14 protein-coding genes are annotated in these 16625 nt (G+C 58.6%); 4 read left to right on the top strand and 10 right to left on the bottom strand.

The genetic code is table 11. The features are described 5' to 3' along the window. The first annotated feature begins 141 nt into the window (after positions 1–141). Positions 142–1710 carry an ABC transporter substrate-binding protein gene (locus ACR0NA_RS04720; protein WP_480726520.1) on the top strand — a complete coding sequence of 523 codons (1569 nt, stop codon included), beginning with the start codon at positions 142–144 and terminating at the stop codon, positions 1708–1710. Positions 1711–1788: 78 nt separating this feature from the next. Here ACR0NA_RS04720 and ACR0NA_RS04715 read toward each other — a convergent pair whose 3' ends face one another. From ACR0NA_RS04715 to ACR0NA_RS04700, 4 genes are all read right to left on the bottom strand, one after another. Further along, positions 1789–3096, bottom strand: coding sequence for an HlyC/CorC family transporter (locus ACR0NA_RS04715; protein WP_480449258.1), 1308 nt, complete (start codon positions 3094–3096; stop codon positions 1789–1791). 63 nt (positions 3097–3159) lie between these two features. Further along, positions 3160–4110 (bottom strand): site-specific tyrosine recombinase XerD, encoded by a 951-nt coding sequence (locus tag ACR0NA_RS04710; protein ID WP_480726516.1) that lies wholly within the window; start codon positions 4108–4110, stop codon positions 3160–3162. A gap of 2 nt (positions 4111–4112) precedes the next feature. Then, positions 4113–5633, bottom strand: coding sequence for a hypothetical protein (locus tag ACR0NA_RS04705; RefSeq protein ID WP_480726514.1), 1521 nt, complete (start codon positions 5631–5633; stop codon positions 4113–4115). Then, positions 5623–5772 (bottom strand): hypothetical protein, encoded by a 150-nt coding sequence (locus tag ACR0NA_RS04700; protein ID WP_170650243.1) that lies wholly within the window; start codon positions 5770–5772, stop codon positions 5623–5625. The genes ACR0NA_RS04705 and ACR0NA_RS04700 overlap by 11 nt, the downstream gene beginning before the upstream one ends. Before the next feature lie 79 nt (positions 5773–5851). Here ACR0NA_RS04700 and ACR0NA_RS04695 point away from each other — a divergent pair, with 79 nt between their 5' ends. Both ACR0NA_RS04695 and aroB read left to right on the top strand, forming a co-directional pair. Next, positions 5852–6439 carry a shikimate kinase gene (locus tag ACR0NA_RS04695; RefSeq protein ID WP_480726512.1) on the top strand — a complete coding sequence of 196 codons (588 nt, stop codon included), beginning with the start codon at positions 5852–5854 and terminating at the stop codon, positions 6437–6439. Beyond that, positions 6440–7552, top strand: a complete 1113-nt coding sequence (gene aroB, locus ACR0NA_RS04690; protein WP_480726508.1) for a 3-dehydroquinate synthase — start codon at positions 6440–6442, stop codon at positions 7550–7552. A gap of 12 nt (positions 7553–7564) precedes the next feature. Here aroB and ACR0NA_RS04685 read toward each other — a convergent pair whose 3' ends face one another. Together ACR0NA_RS04685 and ssb are read right to left on the bottom strand one after the other, a co-directional pair. Further along, on the bottom strand, positions 7565–8635 hold the full coding sequence (locus tag ACR0NA_RS04685; protein ID WP_480726506.1) for a site-2 protease family protein: 1071 nt from the start codon (positions 8633–8635) through the stop codon (positions 7565–7567). Between the two features lie 18 nt (positions 8636–8653). Beyond that, positions 8654–9142 carry a single-stranded DNA-binding protein gene (gene ssb, locus ACR0NA_RS04680; protein ID WP_170650235.1) on the bottom strand — a complete coding sequence of 163 codons (489 nt, stop codon included), beginning with the start codon at positions 9140–9142 and terminating at the stop codon, positions 8654–8656. Positions 9143–9344: 202 nt separating this feature from the next. Here ssb and ACR0NA_RS04675 point away from each other — a divergent pair, with 202 nt between their 5' ends. Then, a complete protein-coding gene (locus tag ACR0NA_RS04675) occupies positions 9345–9923 on the top strand; it encodes a lytic transglycosylase domain-containing protein (protein WP_480726504.1) in 579 nt (192 codons plus the stop codon). A gap of 113 nt (positions 9924–10036) precedes the next feature. Here the strand turns inward: ACR0NA_RS04675 and ACR0NA_RS04670 are convergent, their stop codons facing one another. The 4 genes from ACR0NA_RS04670 to ACR0NA_RS04655 all read right to left on the bottom strand — a co-directional run bounded on the left by ACR0NA_RS04670 (position 10037) and on the right by ACR0NA_RS04655 (position 16549). Further along, entirely contained in the window at positions 10037–12124 is a 2088-nt protein-coding gene (locus ACR0NA_RS04670) for a dipeptide ABC transporter ATP-binding protein (RefSeq protein WP_480726500.1), read from the bottom strand. A 94-nt stretch (positions 12125–12218) separates the two neighbouring features. Further along, the gene (locus tag ACR0NA_RS04665) at positions 12219–13682 is read right to left on the bottom strand and encodes an ABC transporter permease (RefSeq protein WP_480726499.1); all 1464 of its coding nucleotides are present in this window, start codon (positions 13680–13682) and stop codon (positions 12219–12221) included. A gap of 12 nt (positions 13683–13694) precedes the next feature. After that, a complete protein-coding gene (locus tag ACR0NA_RS04660; protein WP_480449272.1) occupies positions 13695–14741 on the bottom strand; it encodes an ABC transporter permease in 1047 nt (348 codons plus the stop codon). A 137-nt stretch (positions 14742–14878) separates the two neighbouring features. After that, the gene (locus ACR0NA_RS04655; RefSeq protein WP_480449274.1) at positions 14879–16549 is read right to left on the bottom strand and encodes an ABC transporter substrate-binding protein; all 1671 of its coding nucleotides are present in this window, start codon (positions 16547–16549) and stop codon (positions 14879–14881) included. Positions 16550–16625 lie beyond the last annotated feature (76 nt).

Here is a 16625-nt window from a genome sequence, read left to right as displayed (position 1 = left end):
GCGACAAAACATGTCGTTTGACGCTTCCCAATTTTTAGGTTCATAGGACGCGGCGGGGCGAGCGGTCATGAGGCTGTTACAGAATCAAACTATCGGCGCCCCACTTCGACGTGACGTCAATTACTCCACAAGGACAACGAAATGAGTAAATTCGACCCGAAACCCAAATCCCTGAGCCGCCGTGATTTCATGGCCAAGGCCGGCGCTCTTGGTCTGAGCGCTGCGGTAGCCAACCTGATTTGGGCCGAAGCGGGATTGGCTGAAACGCCCAAAAAGGGCGGCCACTTTGTTCTGGGGCTGAAGGGCGGCGAAAGCACCAACACCCTTGATCCTGCCCTGTCGGCGTCGCATGTCACGGCCAAGGCGCTGCGTGCCTTTGGCAACACCCTGACTGTTGTGACCCCGGACGGTGGCATTGCCCCAAGCCTCGCGGAAAGCTGGGAGGCATCGGAAGACGCCAAGACGTGGTATTTCACCATTCGCAAGGGTGTTGAATTCCACAACGGCAAAACCCTGACCCCCGAGGACGTTCAGCTGACGCTGGCGCGCCATTCGAACGAAGATTCTCAGTCCGGTGCGTTGGGCATCATGCGCGGGATCGAAGACGTCCGTGTGGATGGCGACAAAGTGGCCATCACCCTGACCACGCCCAACGCCGATCTTCCCTATCTGGTGTCGGACTATCACCTTGTGATCCAGCCCGGTGGCGGCATGGACAACCCGGCGGCTGGCATCTCGACCGGAGCATTCAAGGTTGTGGCCGATGAACCGGGTGTTCGCTATGGCTTTGAAAAGTTCGCCAACCACTGGGATGACACCGTCGGCCACTATGACAGCCACGAAATTCTGGTTCTGAACGATGACACAGCCCGCGCGGCGGCCTTGCAGGCCGGACAGGTCCACGCCATCAACATCGTGTCCCCGCGTACCGCCAAGCTGTTCGGTCGTGCGCCGGGCGTCACCATCAACGCCACATCGGGGCGTGGGCACTATATCTTTGTCATGCACACGGACACCGCGCCGTTCGACAACAAAGACCTGCGTCTGGCGCTGAAATACGCCATCAACCGGGATGAGCTGGTGGACAAGGTGCTGCGCGGCTATGGAACGGTCGGCAACGACATCCCGATCAACGAAGCCTATCCGTTGTTTGACGGCTCGCTTGAACAGCGCAGCTTTGATCTGACCAAGGCGGCCGAGCACTACAAGGCATCGGGCCACGACGGATCTCCAATCGTGCTGCACGTTTCCGATGCGGCCTTCGCCGGTGCGCTGGATGCTGCCCAGCTGTTCCAGCTGTCAGCGAAAGAGGCGGGTATCCCGCTGGAGATCAAGCGTGAACCGGCAGATGGCTACTGGTCCGAAGTCTGGAACAAGAAACCTTTCTGCGCTTCTTACTGGGGTGGACGTCCGGTACAGGACCAGATGTGGTCGGTGGGCTACCTCTCGACTGCAGATTGGAACGACACCCGCTTCAAGAACGAGGAATTCGACGCGCTGCTTCTTAAGGCGCGCGCCGAACTGGACACCTCGAAACGTCAGGAAATCTATGCCCAGATGGCGCGTATCGTCTGGGAAGAGGGCGGGCTGATTAACCCGATGTTCAACCAGTTCATCGACGGTTATTCAGAGACCGTGACAGGTTGGGCCGCTCATGCAAATGGTGACCTGATGGACGGCTATGTGGCCAGCCGCACCTGGTTCGCATAAACCACAATACAGATCGGCGCCCGTTCTTCGGGCGCCGGTTCTACAGTTGTAAGGCTGGCCGGGTCAGGGCTTGCCGCGTTACAGCGGGCGGATTTTCAGACCGGTGATCCGGTTGCCCTCGCGATCGGTCACCTCGAAGCGGAAACCGTGGAACGAGAATACCTGTCCCACTTCGGGGATCATCTGCGCCTCGTGAATGACCAGCCCCGCCACGGTGTTGGCCTCTTCGTCAGGCAGCGACCAGTCCATCGCGCGGTTGACGTCGCGAATGGTCATCGCACCTTCGACAAGGTACTGACCATCCTCGGTCCGCGTCACCGGAACATCCTCTTCGATATCGAACTCGTCGGCGATTTCACCCACGATTTCCTCAAGAATGTCTTCCAGCGTGATCAAGCCGCGCAGTGACCCGTATTCATCCACGACCAGCGCAAAGTGGCTGCGTATCCGCAGAAACTCTCGCATCTGATCATCCAGAGTGGTCGTCTCGGGCACGAAATAGGGGGCATTCGCGACCTTCGAGACATCAAAGCTTTTTAGTCGGTCCGCATCGCCTTCGGCACCCCCGACCTGCGCATACATCGCACGAAACAGGTCCTTTGCGTGGACAACGCCGATGACATTCTCCGGCTCGTCCCGAAACACCGGCAGTCGGGTATGGCGGCTTTGCAGACATTGCTGCAGGATGGTTTCGGGTTCGGCATCCGCATCAATCATTTCGATGTTCGAGCGGTGCAACATAATCTCTTCGACTGTCCGGTCGCCTAAATCCAGTGCGCCCAGAATGCGGTCACGGTCTTCCTTTTCGACGACGCCTTCGGAATGTCCAAGTTGCAGCGCGCCCGCAATCTCCTCACGCACCGCCAGAACGTGACTGTCGGGGTCGATCTGTACGCCGAACAGCCGCAGCACGCCGCGCACCAGTAGGCGAACAGCAGCGACCACCGGTGAAAACAGCGTCACGATGATGCCAATCGCCGGGGCAACCGCCGCCGCCGCTTTTTCGGCATTTGTGATCGCGTAGGTCTTGGGCAGAACTTCGGCAAAGACCAGAACCAGCAGGGTCATCACCAGAGTCGCAAGTGCGACGCCGCTTTCACCAAAAAGCCGTGTGAACAGGGCCGTCGCAAGCGAGGCCGCCAGAATGTTCACAAGGTTGTTGCCCAGCAGAACCGATCCGATCAGGCGTTCGTTGTCTTCGGTGATATCCAGCGCCTTTTGCGCCCCACGCGATCCTTTGTCAGCCTGCGCCCGCAGCTTGCCACGCGAAGACGCCGTCAGGGCGGTTTCAGAGCCTGAGAAAAAGCCCGACAAGACGAGCAAAAACAGGATGGCGCCGGAGATTGTCCAGAATGCGCCGTCGATCAGGGAAGGGTTGGGTTCCATCGGTCCTTGGTTGTTCTGTGTTCTGCATCCGTTATGGGGCCGGTGCCTCGCCCGATCAAGGGGTTAGCCCTTATCCTTGTTTTTGGCCAGCGGGTGATGCTCCAGCACAAGTTCGGACAGGCGTTCGTCCAGAACATGTGTATAAATTTCCGTCGTCGCCACATCTGCATGGCCCAGAAGCGTTTGAATCGCGCGCAGATCAGCCCCGTTTGCCAGCAGATGTGTTGCAAAAGCGTGGCGCAGCGTGTGCGGAGTGACCTTTTCAGGTGAGACGCCCCCCTGAACCGCTAATTCCTTGATCAGCAGAAAGAACCGGTGGCGTGTCAGATGGCCGGATTTTCCACGTGACGGGAAAAGAAAGCGCGAAGGCTGGCCGCCTTTTTCAACGGTTTTTTCCTCGACCTCGTCCCGAACGGTCAACCACGCGGCCAAAGCATCGCGCGCAGGAGGTGACAGTGGCACCATCCGTTCCTTGCCGCCTTTGCCAAGGATCAGCAGCATCCGCGGATCGCCACGGGCCGAGGAAACGGGCAGGGACACCAGTTCGGTCACCCGCATACCTGTCGCGTACAGCAACTCCATCAGGCAGGTATTCCGCACGCGGTCCGCCACATTGCGGCCCGTCATTCGGGCCGCTTCCAGCAGGCGATCGACTTCGATCACCTCAAGCGTTTTCGGCAACCGCTTTTGCCGCCCGGGTCCCTTGATCTGGATGGCAGGGTTCGACTCGCGCCAGCCTTCCTCGAAGGCAAACCGGTACAGCTGTTTGATCGCAGACAAACGCCGCGCGCGGGTCGAACGCGAAAGCCCCTGTGCATCGCAGTCAATCAAATACCCCTCGACCCGATCCCTGTCGGCAGCCGCAAAATCGGATTTGTGCCGGTCCAGCCAGTCGGCAAAGTCCTTGAGGTCGCGCCCATAGGCCAGCAGTGTATTGGTCGCGGCACCCAATTCAGCGGCCTGTGCCTCGAGAAACGTGGAAATCCAAAGATTCTGCGTATCGGGCGCCCTCATCGTCAGCTTCCGTTCAGGATCATCAATTGCAGCGCCGCCCGGCGCGCCGTGTCTTCAAGACCCACGCGGCGGAATGTGGCCAGTGCGGCGGTCAGGTCAACCAGATTGCCACGTGCTCCGTGGGTGAACAGTTGCATTGATTTTAGAATCGCCTCGCCCAACTGACCGTTAGACAGCATTGCGTCGATGTCCCTCGGAACGGGGGCAGACCATGCAAACCCTTCGGATATCGCATCGGCCAGTGGCGAAGGCGAAATCGCGCGCCCCGGATCACCCTGCGCCAGAGCGGCTAGAAACAGGTTCTGCTCGGACTCTTCGGGCAGGGTCAGAGCAGCGGTTTCATAGGTTTCGGAAAGCAGCAGAATTCGCCAGCGCAGGTTTTCCGCGTTAGGCGACGACAATTCAACCTTCGACAAATCCTCGGAAAACAATTCTGCAAAAGGCACTTCCAGCCCGACGCTTTGCATCATTTCCCAGACAGGGGGCAGGGTTTTGGAAATTACCTGCGGATCACCGGCGTTCAGCGCGGCTTCAAACCGTTGAACGGCCGCCACCCGATCCCAAACACCGCCGGACGCGGCAGGATCGCGTTCTGTATAAAGGCCCAGCAGTTGGTTAGGTGTCAGTGCGCCAATGCGGGTCAGTCGCTCGGCGGCTTCGATCTGCGCTTTCCATCCTGCGACGTCCCGCAGGTCAGCATTGGCAAAGGCCCGCGGCAGCGAGGCCGTCGGCAACCGCTCACCAATCGCTTCGAACATCCTGAACGTCAGAGGATCGGGGCGCTCAGGTTGGGGCAGGTATTCTGCACCTTCGTACAGTTCCGGGCTGAGAAACCGGTCCAGCAGGTCCAACTCTTCCGGCGGCAGAACCTGCAACGCATGAGCGGCCTCCAGAGTCAGAGCAGCGGATGTCCAATCACCCCGACGTGCCTTGCAAAATATCTGCGCCGCATAATCCCGCGACAGATGGGGCTGAGCGATCAGGGCGGTGCAACTACGCTCTTCGTCTCCGGTCAGCAGGGTGGCGTCGAACCAGTGTTGAAACCTTTCCCGAGAATCCGTCGGCCCGGCCAGTTGAATCAGGGATTGCGCAGGATCACTGGCGCCCAGTTGCATCAACCGGTCCAGCCGGGCGAACAACATTATCTCGTCCGCGCCAGGTCCTGCGGGTGCGCGCGCCTCGGTCAGCAACAGAGTGAACAACAAGCGCTGCATGGCCGGATTCTGGCGTACCGGTACTTGCGATATCATTTCCGCAAGGCGTTGCGGGTCACTTCCGCGCCATAGATCAAGCGGCAGCCCCGTGACCGAGGACGACACCAGCCCCAGCGGGCGCGACAGCGATTCCAATGGGGTGACCTCGACATTGGGCGACAGGCCCGTCTGGGTCACAGGCGGTTCAAGCAGTACCGTTCCCGGCAGGTTTTCGGGCGGATCGTTCAACCACTCGATTGCTGAAAGGGGCTGTTGCGCAAAGGCCGGTCCGGTCAGGCACAACGCAATCAGCGTTGCCCTAGTCAACATCCAATGTCACCGGTTCGCGGATTTCACTTTGCGGCGCGGAAAAGTCGGCGCCGAAAAACGGCCCGACATAAGCGTACGCCACCAGCCCGATGAAGCCGAGGCAAATAAGGTATATCAGGAACTTGATCAGACGGCCCATGTTTTAACGCTGCCCCAATTTTCTCTTTTGGCCAAGTTATAACTGGCATTTTCCGCAAGATCACGTCATTCACAGGGAAATGAGCGAAATTAAGCATAACGCCCAACGATCCGACACGGCGCAGGTATATGATCTGCACAAAACCGTGGTTATGGTTGGCATGATGGGGGCCGGAAAAACCGCTGTGGGGCGGGCTCTTGCCGCGCGGCTGGGCGTTCCGTTCCTCGACAGCGATGCCGAGATCGAATCGGCCGCCAACATGACCATCCCCGAGATTTTTGCCCGTGATGGCGAGCCGTTCTTTCGTCAGAAGGAAAGTCAGGTGATCGGCAGGCTTCTGGACGAGGAAAAGGGTATCCTGTCCACCGGCGGCGGCGCGTTCCTGTCGCCGGAAAACCGTCAGATGATATCCGAGCGCGGCGTGTCGGTGTGGCTGCGGGCCGATCTGGGCGTGCTTTGGAACCGGGTCCGGCACAAGGATACGCGACCCCTGCTGCGCACCGAGAACCCGCATGCGACGTTGCGGGCGCTGTATGATAAAAGGGTGCCCCTGTATTCCAAGGCCGATCTGGCGGTGGAATCGGACGCTGAAACCTCGATCGACAGGATGGTTGACCGGGTGTTGTCGGTACTGGAAACCCGCCCGGATGTTTTGGAACGGAAATAGATGCATCAGACAGTTCATGTCCCGTTGGGCGATCGCGCCTACAATGTCGAAATCGGCCCCGATCTTCTGGCTCAATCCGGTGCGCGGATCGCGCCTCTGCTGCATCGCCCCCGGGTTGCTGTTCTGACAGACGAAACCGTTGCTGGCCTGCATCTGGAAGGGCTCCGTTCGGGTCTGGCCACCGCCGGTATTGATATGAGTTCGCTGGCGCTGCCCGCAGGCGAGGCGACGAAAAGCTGGCCCCATTTTGAACATGCCGTCGATTGGCTGCTGTCGGAAAAAGTCGAACGCAAGGATGTGGTTGTTGCCCTGGGCGGCGGAGTGATCGGCGATCTGGCGGGATTTGCCGCTGCCGTTCTGCGGCGCGGGGTTCGGTTCGTGCAGATTCCGACCTCGCTGCTGGCGCAGGTTGACAGCTCTGTCGGTGGCAAAACCGGTATCAACGCACCGCAGGGCAAGAACCTGATCGGCGCCTTTCATCAGCCTTCTCTGGTGTTGGCCGATACAGCGGTTCTGGTCACGCTGACTCCTCGGGATTTTCTGGCCGGGTATGGTGAAGTGGTGAAATACGGCCTGTTGGGCGATGCAGCCTTCTTTGACTGGCTCGAGGTCAATGGCCCAACTTTGTCTGCCGGGGATATGGCTGCACGGGTGCAGGCCGTGACGCGATCGGTCCAGATGAAGGCCGACATCGTCGCCCGGGACGAGACAGAGCAGGGCGACCGCGCTTTGCTGAACCTTGGCCACACTTTCTGTCACGCACTTGAGGCAGCGACAGGTTATTCCGACCGTCTGCTGCACGGTGAAGGCGTTGCCATCGGTTGTGCATTGGCCTTTGAATTGTCCGCCCGGCTGGGCCTGTGTTCGCAAGAGGACCCAAGCCGCGTCCGCGCGCATCTCAAGGCGATGGGCATGAAAACCGATCTGGCAGATATTCCGGGTGATCTGCCCGGGGCCGAGGCGTTGGTCGATCTGATGGCGCAGGACAAAAAGGTTGTAGACGGGCAGTTGCGGTTCATTCTGGCGCGCGGAATCGGTCAGGCGTTCGTCACCTCCGACGTGCCACGCGATGCGGTTATGGCGGTGCTTGAGGATGCTCTGGCAACCTGCTGACAAGAAAGGGGTTTAGCGCCCCTTGATCACCATAAGCTCACCGATGTTTTCGCGGGTGATATAGCCGACCATACGCCCGGTTTCAGTACAGACTGCGATGGCGGGTGCACCTTGGTGAAGCTCTTCCAGAACCTTCTCCAGACCAGCTGTCAGTGCGACGGTCGGAATGTTCTCGTCCATGACCGTCGTCGCCGGGTCAGACCTAGGGTGATCACCGGCAAGGGCTGCAAACAGTTTTGAGCGGGTGACAAACCCCAAAAGCACCCCGTTGTCATCCAAGACCGGGAACTCGTGCTGCGTGGTGTGAATGACAGCCTGTGCTGCGGTGTTCAACGTGTCCCGAGGCGACAGCGCCTCGAACGCCGTAATCATCGCGTCCCGCGCCAGAACGCGGCGCGCGACCGAGCGCATGGCGACATCCTGACTTTCCGCATTGGCCGCGATGAACACAAATACAGCTATCAGAACAAGGATCGGGTTGCCCGACGTTAGGCCAAGGAAACCCAGCAATACGGCCACCATTTGTCCACCGATGGCTGCAACACGCGTGGCTTTGACGCGATCCATGTTCATGCACAAAAGCGCCCGGAATACCCGTCCGCCATCCATAGGGAAGGCCGGTATCATGTTGAAGACGGCGAGGAACAGATTCACATAGGCCAGACGGCTCAGCAGGTCGGTTCGGGCCGAGTCGATCTGGGCCAGTGTCTCCAAATTCATTCTGGCGCCGAAGATCACCAGAACGCCCCAGATGACGACATTCACCGCTGGTCCGGCAAGGGCCACCATCACCTCTTGCATCGGTTTTTCGGGCATCCGCTCCAGTCGGGCCAGCCCGCCGATCGGCAGAAGTGTGATGTCAGGCGTCTTGATACCATAGCGCCGGGCCATCAATGCGTGGCCGAACTCGTGCGCGACAACACAGGCAAACAGCGCAAGAACAAAAGCGATGTTTTCGATGGCAGCCTGTATTCCGCCGTCCGAATAGGCGGCAAATCCGACCCATGCGAGCAGCAGAAAAAAGGTGACATGGACCCTCAGTTCCGAGCCGAGCAATCGACCGAGTGAGAAGGACCATGTCATATATGTTCTCCGGTTGTCTTAGAACGGGATCTCGTCGTCGTCGATTCCGCCCGATGCTGGTGCCGGTGATCCTTGCGGAGCGCCATAGGGGTCGCCGTATCCGCCACCGGACTGGCCGCCGCCATATCCGCCGCCGCCACCACCGCCGCCTTCGCCGCGTGCGTCAAGCATCACGAGGGTCGATCCAAAGCCCTGCAGTACAACCTCGGTCGAATAGCGGTCCTGACCGGACTGATCCTGCCATTTCCGGGTTTGCAACTGCCCTTCGACATAGATTTTTGAGCCTTTGCGCAGATACTGTTCCGCGACACGGACAAGACCTTCATTGAAGATAGCAACCGAGTGCCATTCGGTCCGTTCACGGCGTTCGCCGGTGTTGCGATCCTTCCAGGTTTCAGATGTCGCAATGCGAAGATTGCAGACCTTGCCCCCGTTTTGAAAGTTCCTGACCTCGGGATCCCGGCCCAGATTTCCGACCAGAATGACCTTGTTGACTGAACCCGCCATATGATTCCCCGTTCTTATTCATCTCGATCTGTCGCGAATCTCACGATCCGTTCTCCGTGACCCTATACGGCCTGCGTCATGGTTAAAACAGAGTTGATAGGGGCACAGTCCCGCCCGAAATTCCGGCACCCGCGCAACCGGACTTTCCTTTCGGTTCGTAATTCATATAATCGCGCGAGGACTGAACGAGCAGGGTCTATTGATGCGCTTTTTGGTTGGCAGTTTTTCTGTTGTGTGCTTGGTGCTGGCGTCACTTCCGGCGCAGGCCGACATGTTCTCGACGAAGAACCGCAAAGACATCTTTCAGAAACAGGCGAAATTCCTGGATTCCCGCGGTGCGACACAGTACCGGGATTCCGACCGACTGAAACCAAAGACGGCGCAAACCGGATTCAGCAAACGATATTCCGGAAAGTACCGGGGGCAATATCTGCAGATGGCCCGCGAGGCCGCGCGCAAACACAGCGTCCCCGAAGAACTTTTCCTGCGACTGGTGCATCAGGAATCCGGCTGGAACCCACATGCAAAATCGCACAAGGGTGCATTGGGTCTGGCGCAGCTCATGCCACAGACGGCCAATCTGCTGGGGGTGGACCCGCACGATCCACGCCAGAATCTGGAAGGCGGCGCGCGCTACCTGTCCTGGCAATATCGCAAGTTCAAATCCTGGCGTCTGGCGCTGGCCGCCTATAACGCCGGTCCGAAAGCGGTGGAAAAGCACGGCGGCATACCGCCTTATGCCGAGACACAGAATTACGTCAAAAAAATCTGGGGCAGTTGATCGCTGCTATCCGCTCGCTATTTCGGACGATCACACGCGCACCGTCGTTCTGCTGAGATTGTCTTGACGAAAAAGGCCGGCGCAAGGCCGGCCCTTTCAGATATTGATTGTACCTATTCGGCCGCGATCTTGATGACCGGCTCCATGCGGGCAAGGACATCTTCGGCCAGATGGCACTTGACCTGATGACCATCTGCCAAAGTCTGTACCGGTGGCACATCCTTTTCACACAAGCCCCCGGGCACTTCGGATTTCCAGCGGCACCGCGTCTGGAACGGACAACCCGGCGGCGGGTTCATGGCCGACGGAATATCCCCCTCCAGAACGATATGCTGCTTTTCGACCGATGTGTCCGCGATGGGAACAGCGGACAACAGCGCCTCGGTATACGGGTGATATGGCGGCGAGAATACCTGATCGGTCGATCCCAGTTCCACCACATGTCCCAGATACATCACCATGACCCGGTCACTCAGGTACCGCACAATCGACAGGTCATGGCTGATGAACAGCAACGTGGTTTTCTGCTCGCGCTGAATTTCCATCAGCAGATCCGTCACAGCCGCCTGCACCGACACATCCAGTGCCGAGACGGGCTCGTCAGCAACCACGATCCGGGCATCCCCCGCAAAGGCGCGTGCGATACCGACACGCTGTTTCTGGCCGCCTGACAACTGGCGCGGCATCCGGTCTGCAAACGCGCGGGGCAGTTTCACCAGATCCAGCAGTTCCAGCATCCGCTTCTTGCGGTCTGCCTCGGAATTGCCGACGCCAAAGATTTCCAGCGCCCGGATGATTTGCCGCCCCACGGTCATGGACGGGTTCAGCGTGTCGAACGGGTTCTGGAACACCATCTGCACTTCGCCAACAGTCTTGGCGTCACGTTCTTCGATGGGCACCTGTTCGATGTTGCGGTTATCCAGCAGAATCTGTCCGTCAGTTGCCGTCTCAAGCCCCATCAGAACCTTGGCGAATGTGGATTTTCCGCAACCGGATTCACCCACAATGGCCAGCGTTTCAGATTCGTGGGCTTCGAAACTCAGGGTCTCGTTTGCCTTGACCACCTTGGTCGCGCCACCTCCGAACAGGGCATTTGCGGCCACCTCATAGTATTTCTTGAGGTTGTCCATCTTGAGGACGGTCTGGCCAATCGCGGCTTTTTCTTTCTGCTCACCAACCGTAATCGGCGCGTTCCAGTCGATCTCCTGAAACTTCAGGCAACGCGTGTGATGGCGGTCATTGCCGGGCACGGCACTCATCAGGATATCCTGGGCGTCGCAGCGACCTTCTTCAAAGTAATCGCAGCGCGGGCCAAAGTTACATCCCGGTGGGCGTTCATGGGGCAGGGGGAAGTTGCCCGGTATCGCCACCAGCGGGCGCGAGTTCTTGTCGGCGCCCGGCAGCGGGATCGACCGGAACAGCGCCTGCGTATAGGGGTGCTGCATTTCGTCGAATACATCGTGGATCGAACCACGCTCGACCGCCTCACCGGAATACATCACGCACAGCCGGTCGCAGGTTTCGAGAACCAGACCAAGGTTGTGGCTGATGAACAGCATCGAGGTGCCGTATTTCTTGCCCAGATCCCTGACAAGTTCCACAACGGCGGCCTCGACGGTCACGTCCAGCGCCGTCGTCGGTTCATCAAGGATCAGCAGCGCAGGCTTTGACATCAGCGCCATGGCGATCACGATCCGTTGCTGCTGTCCCCCAGACAACTGATGCGGAAAGCTGTTCAGCATCCGCTCGGGATCGGGCAGGCGCACGTCCGTCACCACCTCCAACGCGCGGGCATAGGCTTCTTCCTTGCCGACACCCTCGTGGATCATCGGCACTTCCATCAGCTGCTTGCCGATTTTCATTGCCGGATTCAGTGATGCCATCGGCTCCTGATAGATCATGGCGATCTCGTTGCCGCGAACGTCGCGCAACTCTTCGGCACTCATTTCGCTCAGATCGCGACCTTTGAACTTGATCGAACCGCCGACAATACGCCCGTTCTTGCCAAGATCCTGCATCACACCCAGCGCCACGGTCGACTTGCCGCAACCTGACTCGCCCACAAGACCTACGGCCTCGCCGGGCTGGACGCTGACCGAGAAATCCATCACAGCCGGGATTTCCCGCAGGCGGGTAAAGAATGAAATTGACAGCTTGTCGATCTCAAGGATCGGGCCGTCATAATCCGCCAGTTTGTTCATGTTGTTCTCCCTGTCGGCTCAGAAAAAAGATCCATCTTCATCTGGCCTCAAATACTCCGGGGGTCCGGGGGCAGCGCCCCCGGCCTCGATCACATCAGTCCTTCAGGCTTTCCTCGCGCAGACCATCCGCCAGCAGGTTCAAACCAAGAACCAGCGACAACAGGGCCAACGCAGGGGGCAGGGCAGGGTGCAGATAAATCGACAAGAGCTTGCGGCCCTCGTTAATCGTCGAACCCCAGTCCGGGCTTTCCGGCGGCAATCCCAGTCCGAAGAAACCCAATGTCCCCAAAAGGATGGTGGTATAACCGATGCGCAGACAGAAATCGACGATCAGCGGGCCACGCGCGTTGGGCAGGATCTCCCATAGCATAATGTACCATGGCCCTTCACCCCGCGTCTGTGCGGCTGCCACATAGTCTCGTGTCTTGATGTCCAGCGCCAGACCACGGACGATACGGAACACCGTGGGTGAGTTCACGAAGACCACAGAAACGAACACGACCAGAATGCCACCCGGAACATCGAAGAGGTCAAGGTATGTCGGCAGACCCCAGATCCGGTAGGCATCTGTGTTGATGATGTATCCACCGGTCGAGATCAGCGACAGATACAGCCAGATCGCAATACCCAGGACTCCGATCAGCAAAGGTGTGCGGAACTTTGGTCGCGTGTAGTAGCGCGAATTCAGCAGAACACCGATGAACAGGATCGGGAACACGAACAACACGGCCGCCATATAGTTCGGCACACCCGTCGCCACGATTTCCGGCGTAACCAGCAGGTAGAACAGCAGGATAACCGGGAAGGCAAGGATCAGGTTGGCGAGGAAGGACAGGAACGTGTCCAGCCGGCCGCCATAGTAACCTGCTGGCAGTCCCAGCGTGATCCCGACCATGAATGCAAACAGCGTGGCCAGCGGTGCAATCTGCACCACAATCCAAGCGCCTTTGACCATGCGGCTGAACACATCCCGGGCCAGATTGTCTCCACCCAGAAGGTACCAGGCGAACTCGCCTTCCTCCAGATTGGGTAGCGGAGTGCCCGGCACCTTGTTCTTCATACCCGAAACCTGATCCAGCGGATCATGCGTGACGATCAGGTCCAGTGCACCGAAGATGCCGGTGAAAACCCAGAACATGACCAGTCCGAAACCGATCATTCCTATTGGGCTGTCAAACAGCTTGCCATATAGGCCAAGACGACGCTTGAAAGCGATGGACATCGCAAACAAGATGATCATCGACACCCAGACGGGCAGGAACTGCTGCGAGATTGCGCCGACGATACCCGCATTGGTTCCCAGAAAGATACCCAGCACCAGATAGGCAAGCGCGGCACCCACGCTTGCCATGAACGAATAGCGCAGCGCCATCTGCGACAGGCCGCGCAGACCGCCGCCCGAGCTCAGGGTTCCGTCCGCATTCACTGATACGGGCGCTTCGGCCTGAAAGATACTGGCCAAGATCCAGATCACGATGGAAATTGCCAAAAGCACCAGCGCGATCACCAGGATCGGATTCAGAAAGGCGATAGAGCCGGTCCAGCTTAGAGGTTCCATGTTCTATCTCCCTTACGAAATGCGAATGCGCGGGTTGAGGTAGACATAGCCGATATCCGATATCAGCTGCGTCACCAGAACAACAAAGACAGACACGACCGAAATCGCCAGCAACAGCTGGATGTCGTTGTTGCCCGCCGCCTGTACCAGCGCCCAGCCAAAGCCCTTGTAGTTAAACAGGGTCTCGACGATCACCACGCCGTTCAGCAGCCATGGGAACTGCAGCATGATGACGGTAAAGGGCGCGATCAGCGCATTACGCAGCGCGTGTTTCATGACAATGTTCGAGAACGAGACGCCCTTGAGGCGCGCGGTCCGGATATATTGCGCCGTCATTACCTCGGTCATCGAGGCGCGGGTCATTCGGGCAATGTACCCCATACCGTAAAGTGCAATGGTCAGCACCGGCAGGAAAAAGTTCTCGAACGTCGGGTTGTCCATTGCCTGTGTCGCCGTGCCCTTGAACCATTTCAGGCCCACCGTGGACGACGTGAAAATGGCGATAAAGATAACGCCCGACACGTATTCCGGCGTCGCCGTTGTGATGATCGAGAATGTAGACAAGGACCGATCCAGCGCCGAACCTTCGCGCATCCCGGCCAGTACCCCGACGATCAGCGCCGAAGGGATCATCAGAACCAGTACCCAGAACATCAGATAGCCGGTGTTTCCAAGCCGTTTCGAGACGATCGTTCCCACGTCATCCTTGAACACGGTCGAGTATCCCCATTCACCCTGCAGGACACCGCAGAATCTTGGGGTCGTCTCAGCGGTTGAGCCGGGGCGGACACAGGTGCCCACGAATTGGCCGTCAGCCAGCGTGTTGGTAAATCCAGGCATGACACCAAGCCATTGCCCGTATTTGACCAGCGTCGATTGTTGATAGCCGCGATTTTCAAGCCAGGTTTGCACCTGCTCATCCGACATCCGCTGGTTGCCTTGCGTTTTTGCAAGCTTTTCAAGGTTTGGATAGAGGTTGGTCAAAAAGAAGACCACGAATGTCAGACATAAAGCTGTTAGCAGCATCACGCCTGACCGACGGAGGATAAAAAGTCCCATGAAGGCCCCGTTGTTCAGGTGTTCCGCAGATCATAGGACCATTATCTGGCCTCGGACTTCCGACCCCGTGTCGGTGTGTCTGCGGCTGGAAAGGGGCGCCCCGGTCAGGCGCCCCCCGATTTTTTTCGGCGGTTAACTTAAGCCGCCCAACCCCACTTGTACTGGTGGTGTTCGAACGAGATGTGCTGATCCGTACCAACAAGTCCGTCTTTCATGTGACGGTACAGGGCGCGCCAGTACGGCTGGATCGTGACACCTTCTTCCTGGATAAGCGCAGCGCCCTTGGCGGCCACGGCACGACGTTTGTCGGCGTCTGCAATCGCAAGTGCTTCGTCGAGGATTGCGTCGAAATCGGCGTTTGCCCAGCCGAATTCGTTCCACGCCTCGCCCGACTTATATGCCAGCGCCCAGATCTGAACACCCAGCGGGCGGTGGTTCCAGTTGGTCGAGCTATAGGGATACTTGACCCAGTCGTTCCAGAAGGTGCTGCCGGGCAGAACCGTCCGCTTGACCTTGATACCCGCGTCGCGCAGCTGTGCTGCAACCGCATCGGTGGTGTTGCGGCGCCAGTCGTCGTCAATCGAAAGCAGCTCATGCTCGAAATCGGCCATGCCGGCCTCTTCCAGCAATTTCATTGCGCCTGCCGGATCGGATTCCTGTTTGGGCAGTTCCGGATACTCGGGATGCACAGGACCAACGTGGTGGTTTTCAGCAGCCGATCCGCGGTTACCATAGCCCAGTTCCAGGCAGACCTCGTTGTTTACAGCCATTTGCAGCGCCTTGCGAACGCGCTTGTCCGCATAGGGTTGCTTGCCATCAATTTCGGCCAACTGGTTCGGGCGGATCACAATGGTCGCCATGGTGATAACTTCGGACTTCACGTAGCCAAGCCCGTCCATCACATCGATGAATTCACCGACTGACTCGTGCAGCATGTCGACTTCGTCCGATTCCAGCGCAGCCAGCCAGGCCGACGGATCGGTTCCGTAGTCGATATACTCGACACGATCCAGCGCCGGACGACCGAATACGGCCTCGCCCCACCAGGCGTGGTTTTCGTTGCGAACCAAGGTGCATTTCACACCAACTTCCAACTCTTCGATCAGGTAGGGGCCGGTGCCGACGTTGTTCGTCAGATCGGTCTCGCTGAACGAGCTGTGAACGATAGCCGAAGGATAGTCGGACATACCTGCAATCAGCGAAATATCGGATTTCGGCAGGTTCAGCTGCACTGTGTGCGGATCTACGACAACAATGCCGCCTTCAATGGCCTGACCGGTGCCGTCATCCACCAATGTGGCGAAACGGCCTGCCATCGAGTTGGTTTCCGAGCTCTTGTCACACCAGCGGGTGATATTGCGGGCCACGTCATCGGCTGTGAAATCATCGCCGTTGTTCCACTTGACGCCCTGACGCAGTTTCAGGGTGTACTGGGTCGCGTCTTCGTTGATTTCCCAGCCTTCCAGCAGCATTCCGCGGAATGTACCGTCCGAGTTGTACTCGACCAGATATTCCAGTGTGCCGCGGCTCTGGTTGCCCATTTCCGACCAGTCATATGTGCGCGGGTCTTTCAGCGCGCGAACAGCGGCCTGCACACGCAGGGTTCCGCCTTCTTTCTTGGCGTCCTCGCCAGCAGCCATAGCCGGTGTCGGCAGACCGATCAGGCCATAGGCTGCGGCTGCGGTTACGCCAAGGCCGGTGGTGCGGGCCAGAAACTCGCGGCGGCTTAGCTTACCGTCCCGATATTCCTGGGCGTGCATCTCGGCGGCCCAGTGAATCGGTGCTCCGGTGGTTGTTTGATCTGTCATGTATGTCTCCCTGTGACACGCTTTTTGTTTGGAGGAGGGTTTCAAAGCACAAACCGGGCAGACATTTCCCGCCCAG

Source organism: Ruegeria sp. C11, from assembly GCF_056537725.1.
Note: the sequence above shows the minus strand (reverse complement) of the source record. Positions and strands in the feature narration are given on the sequence as shown.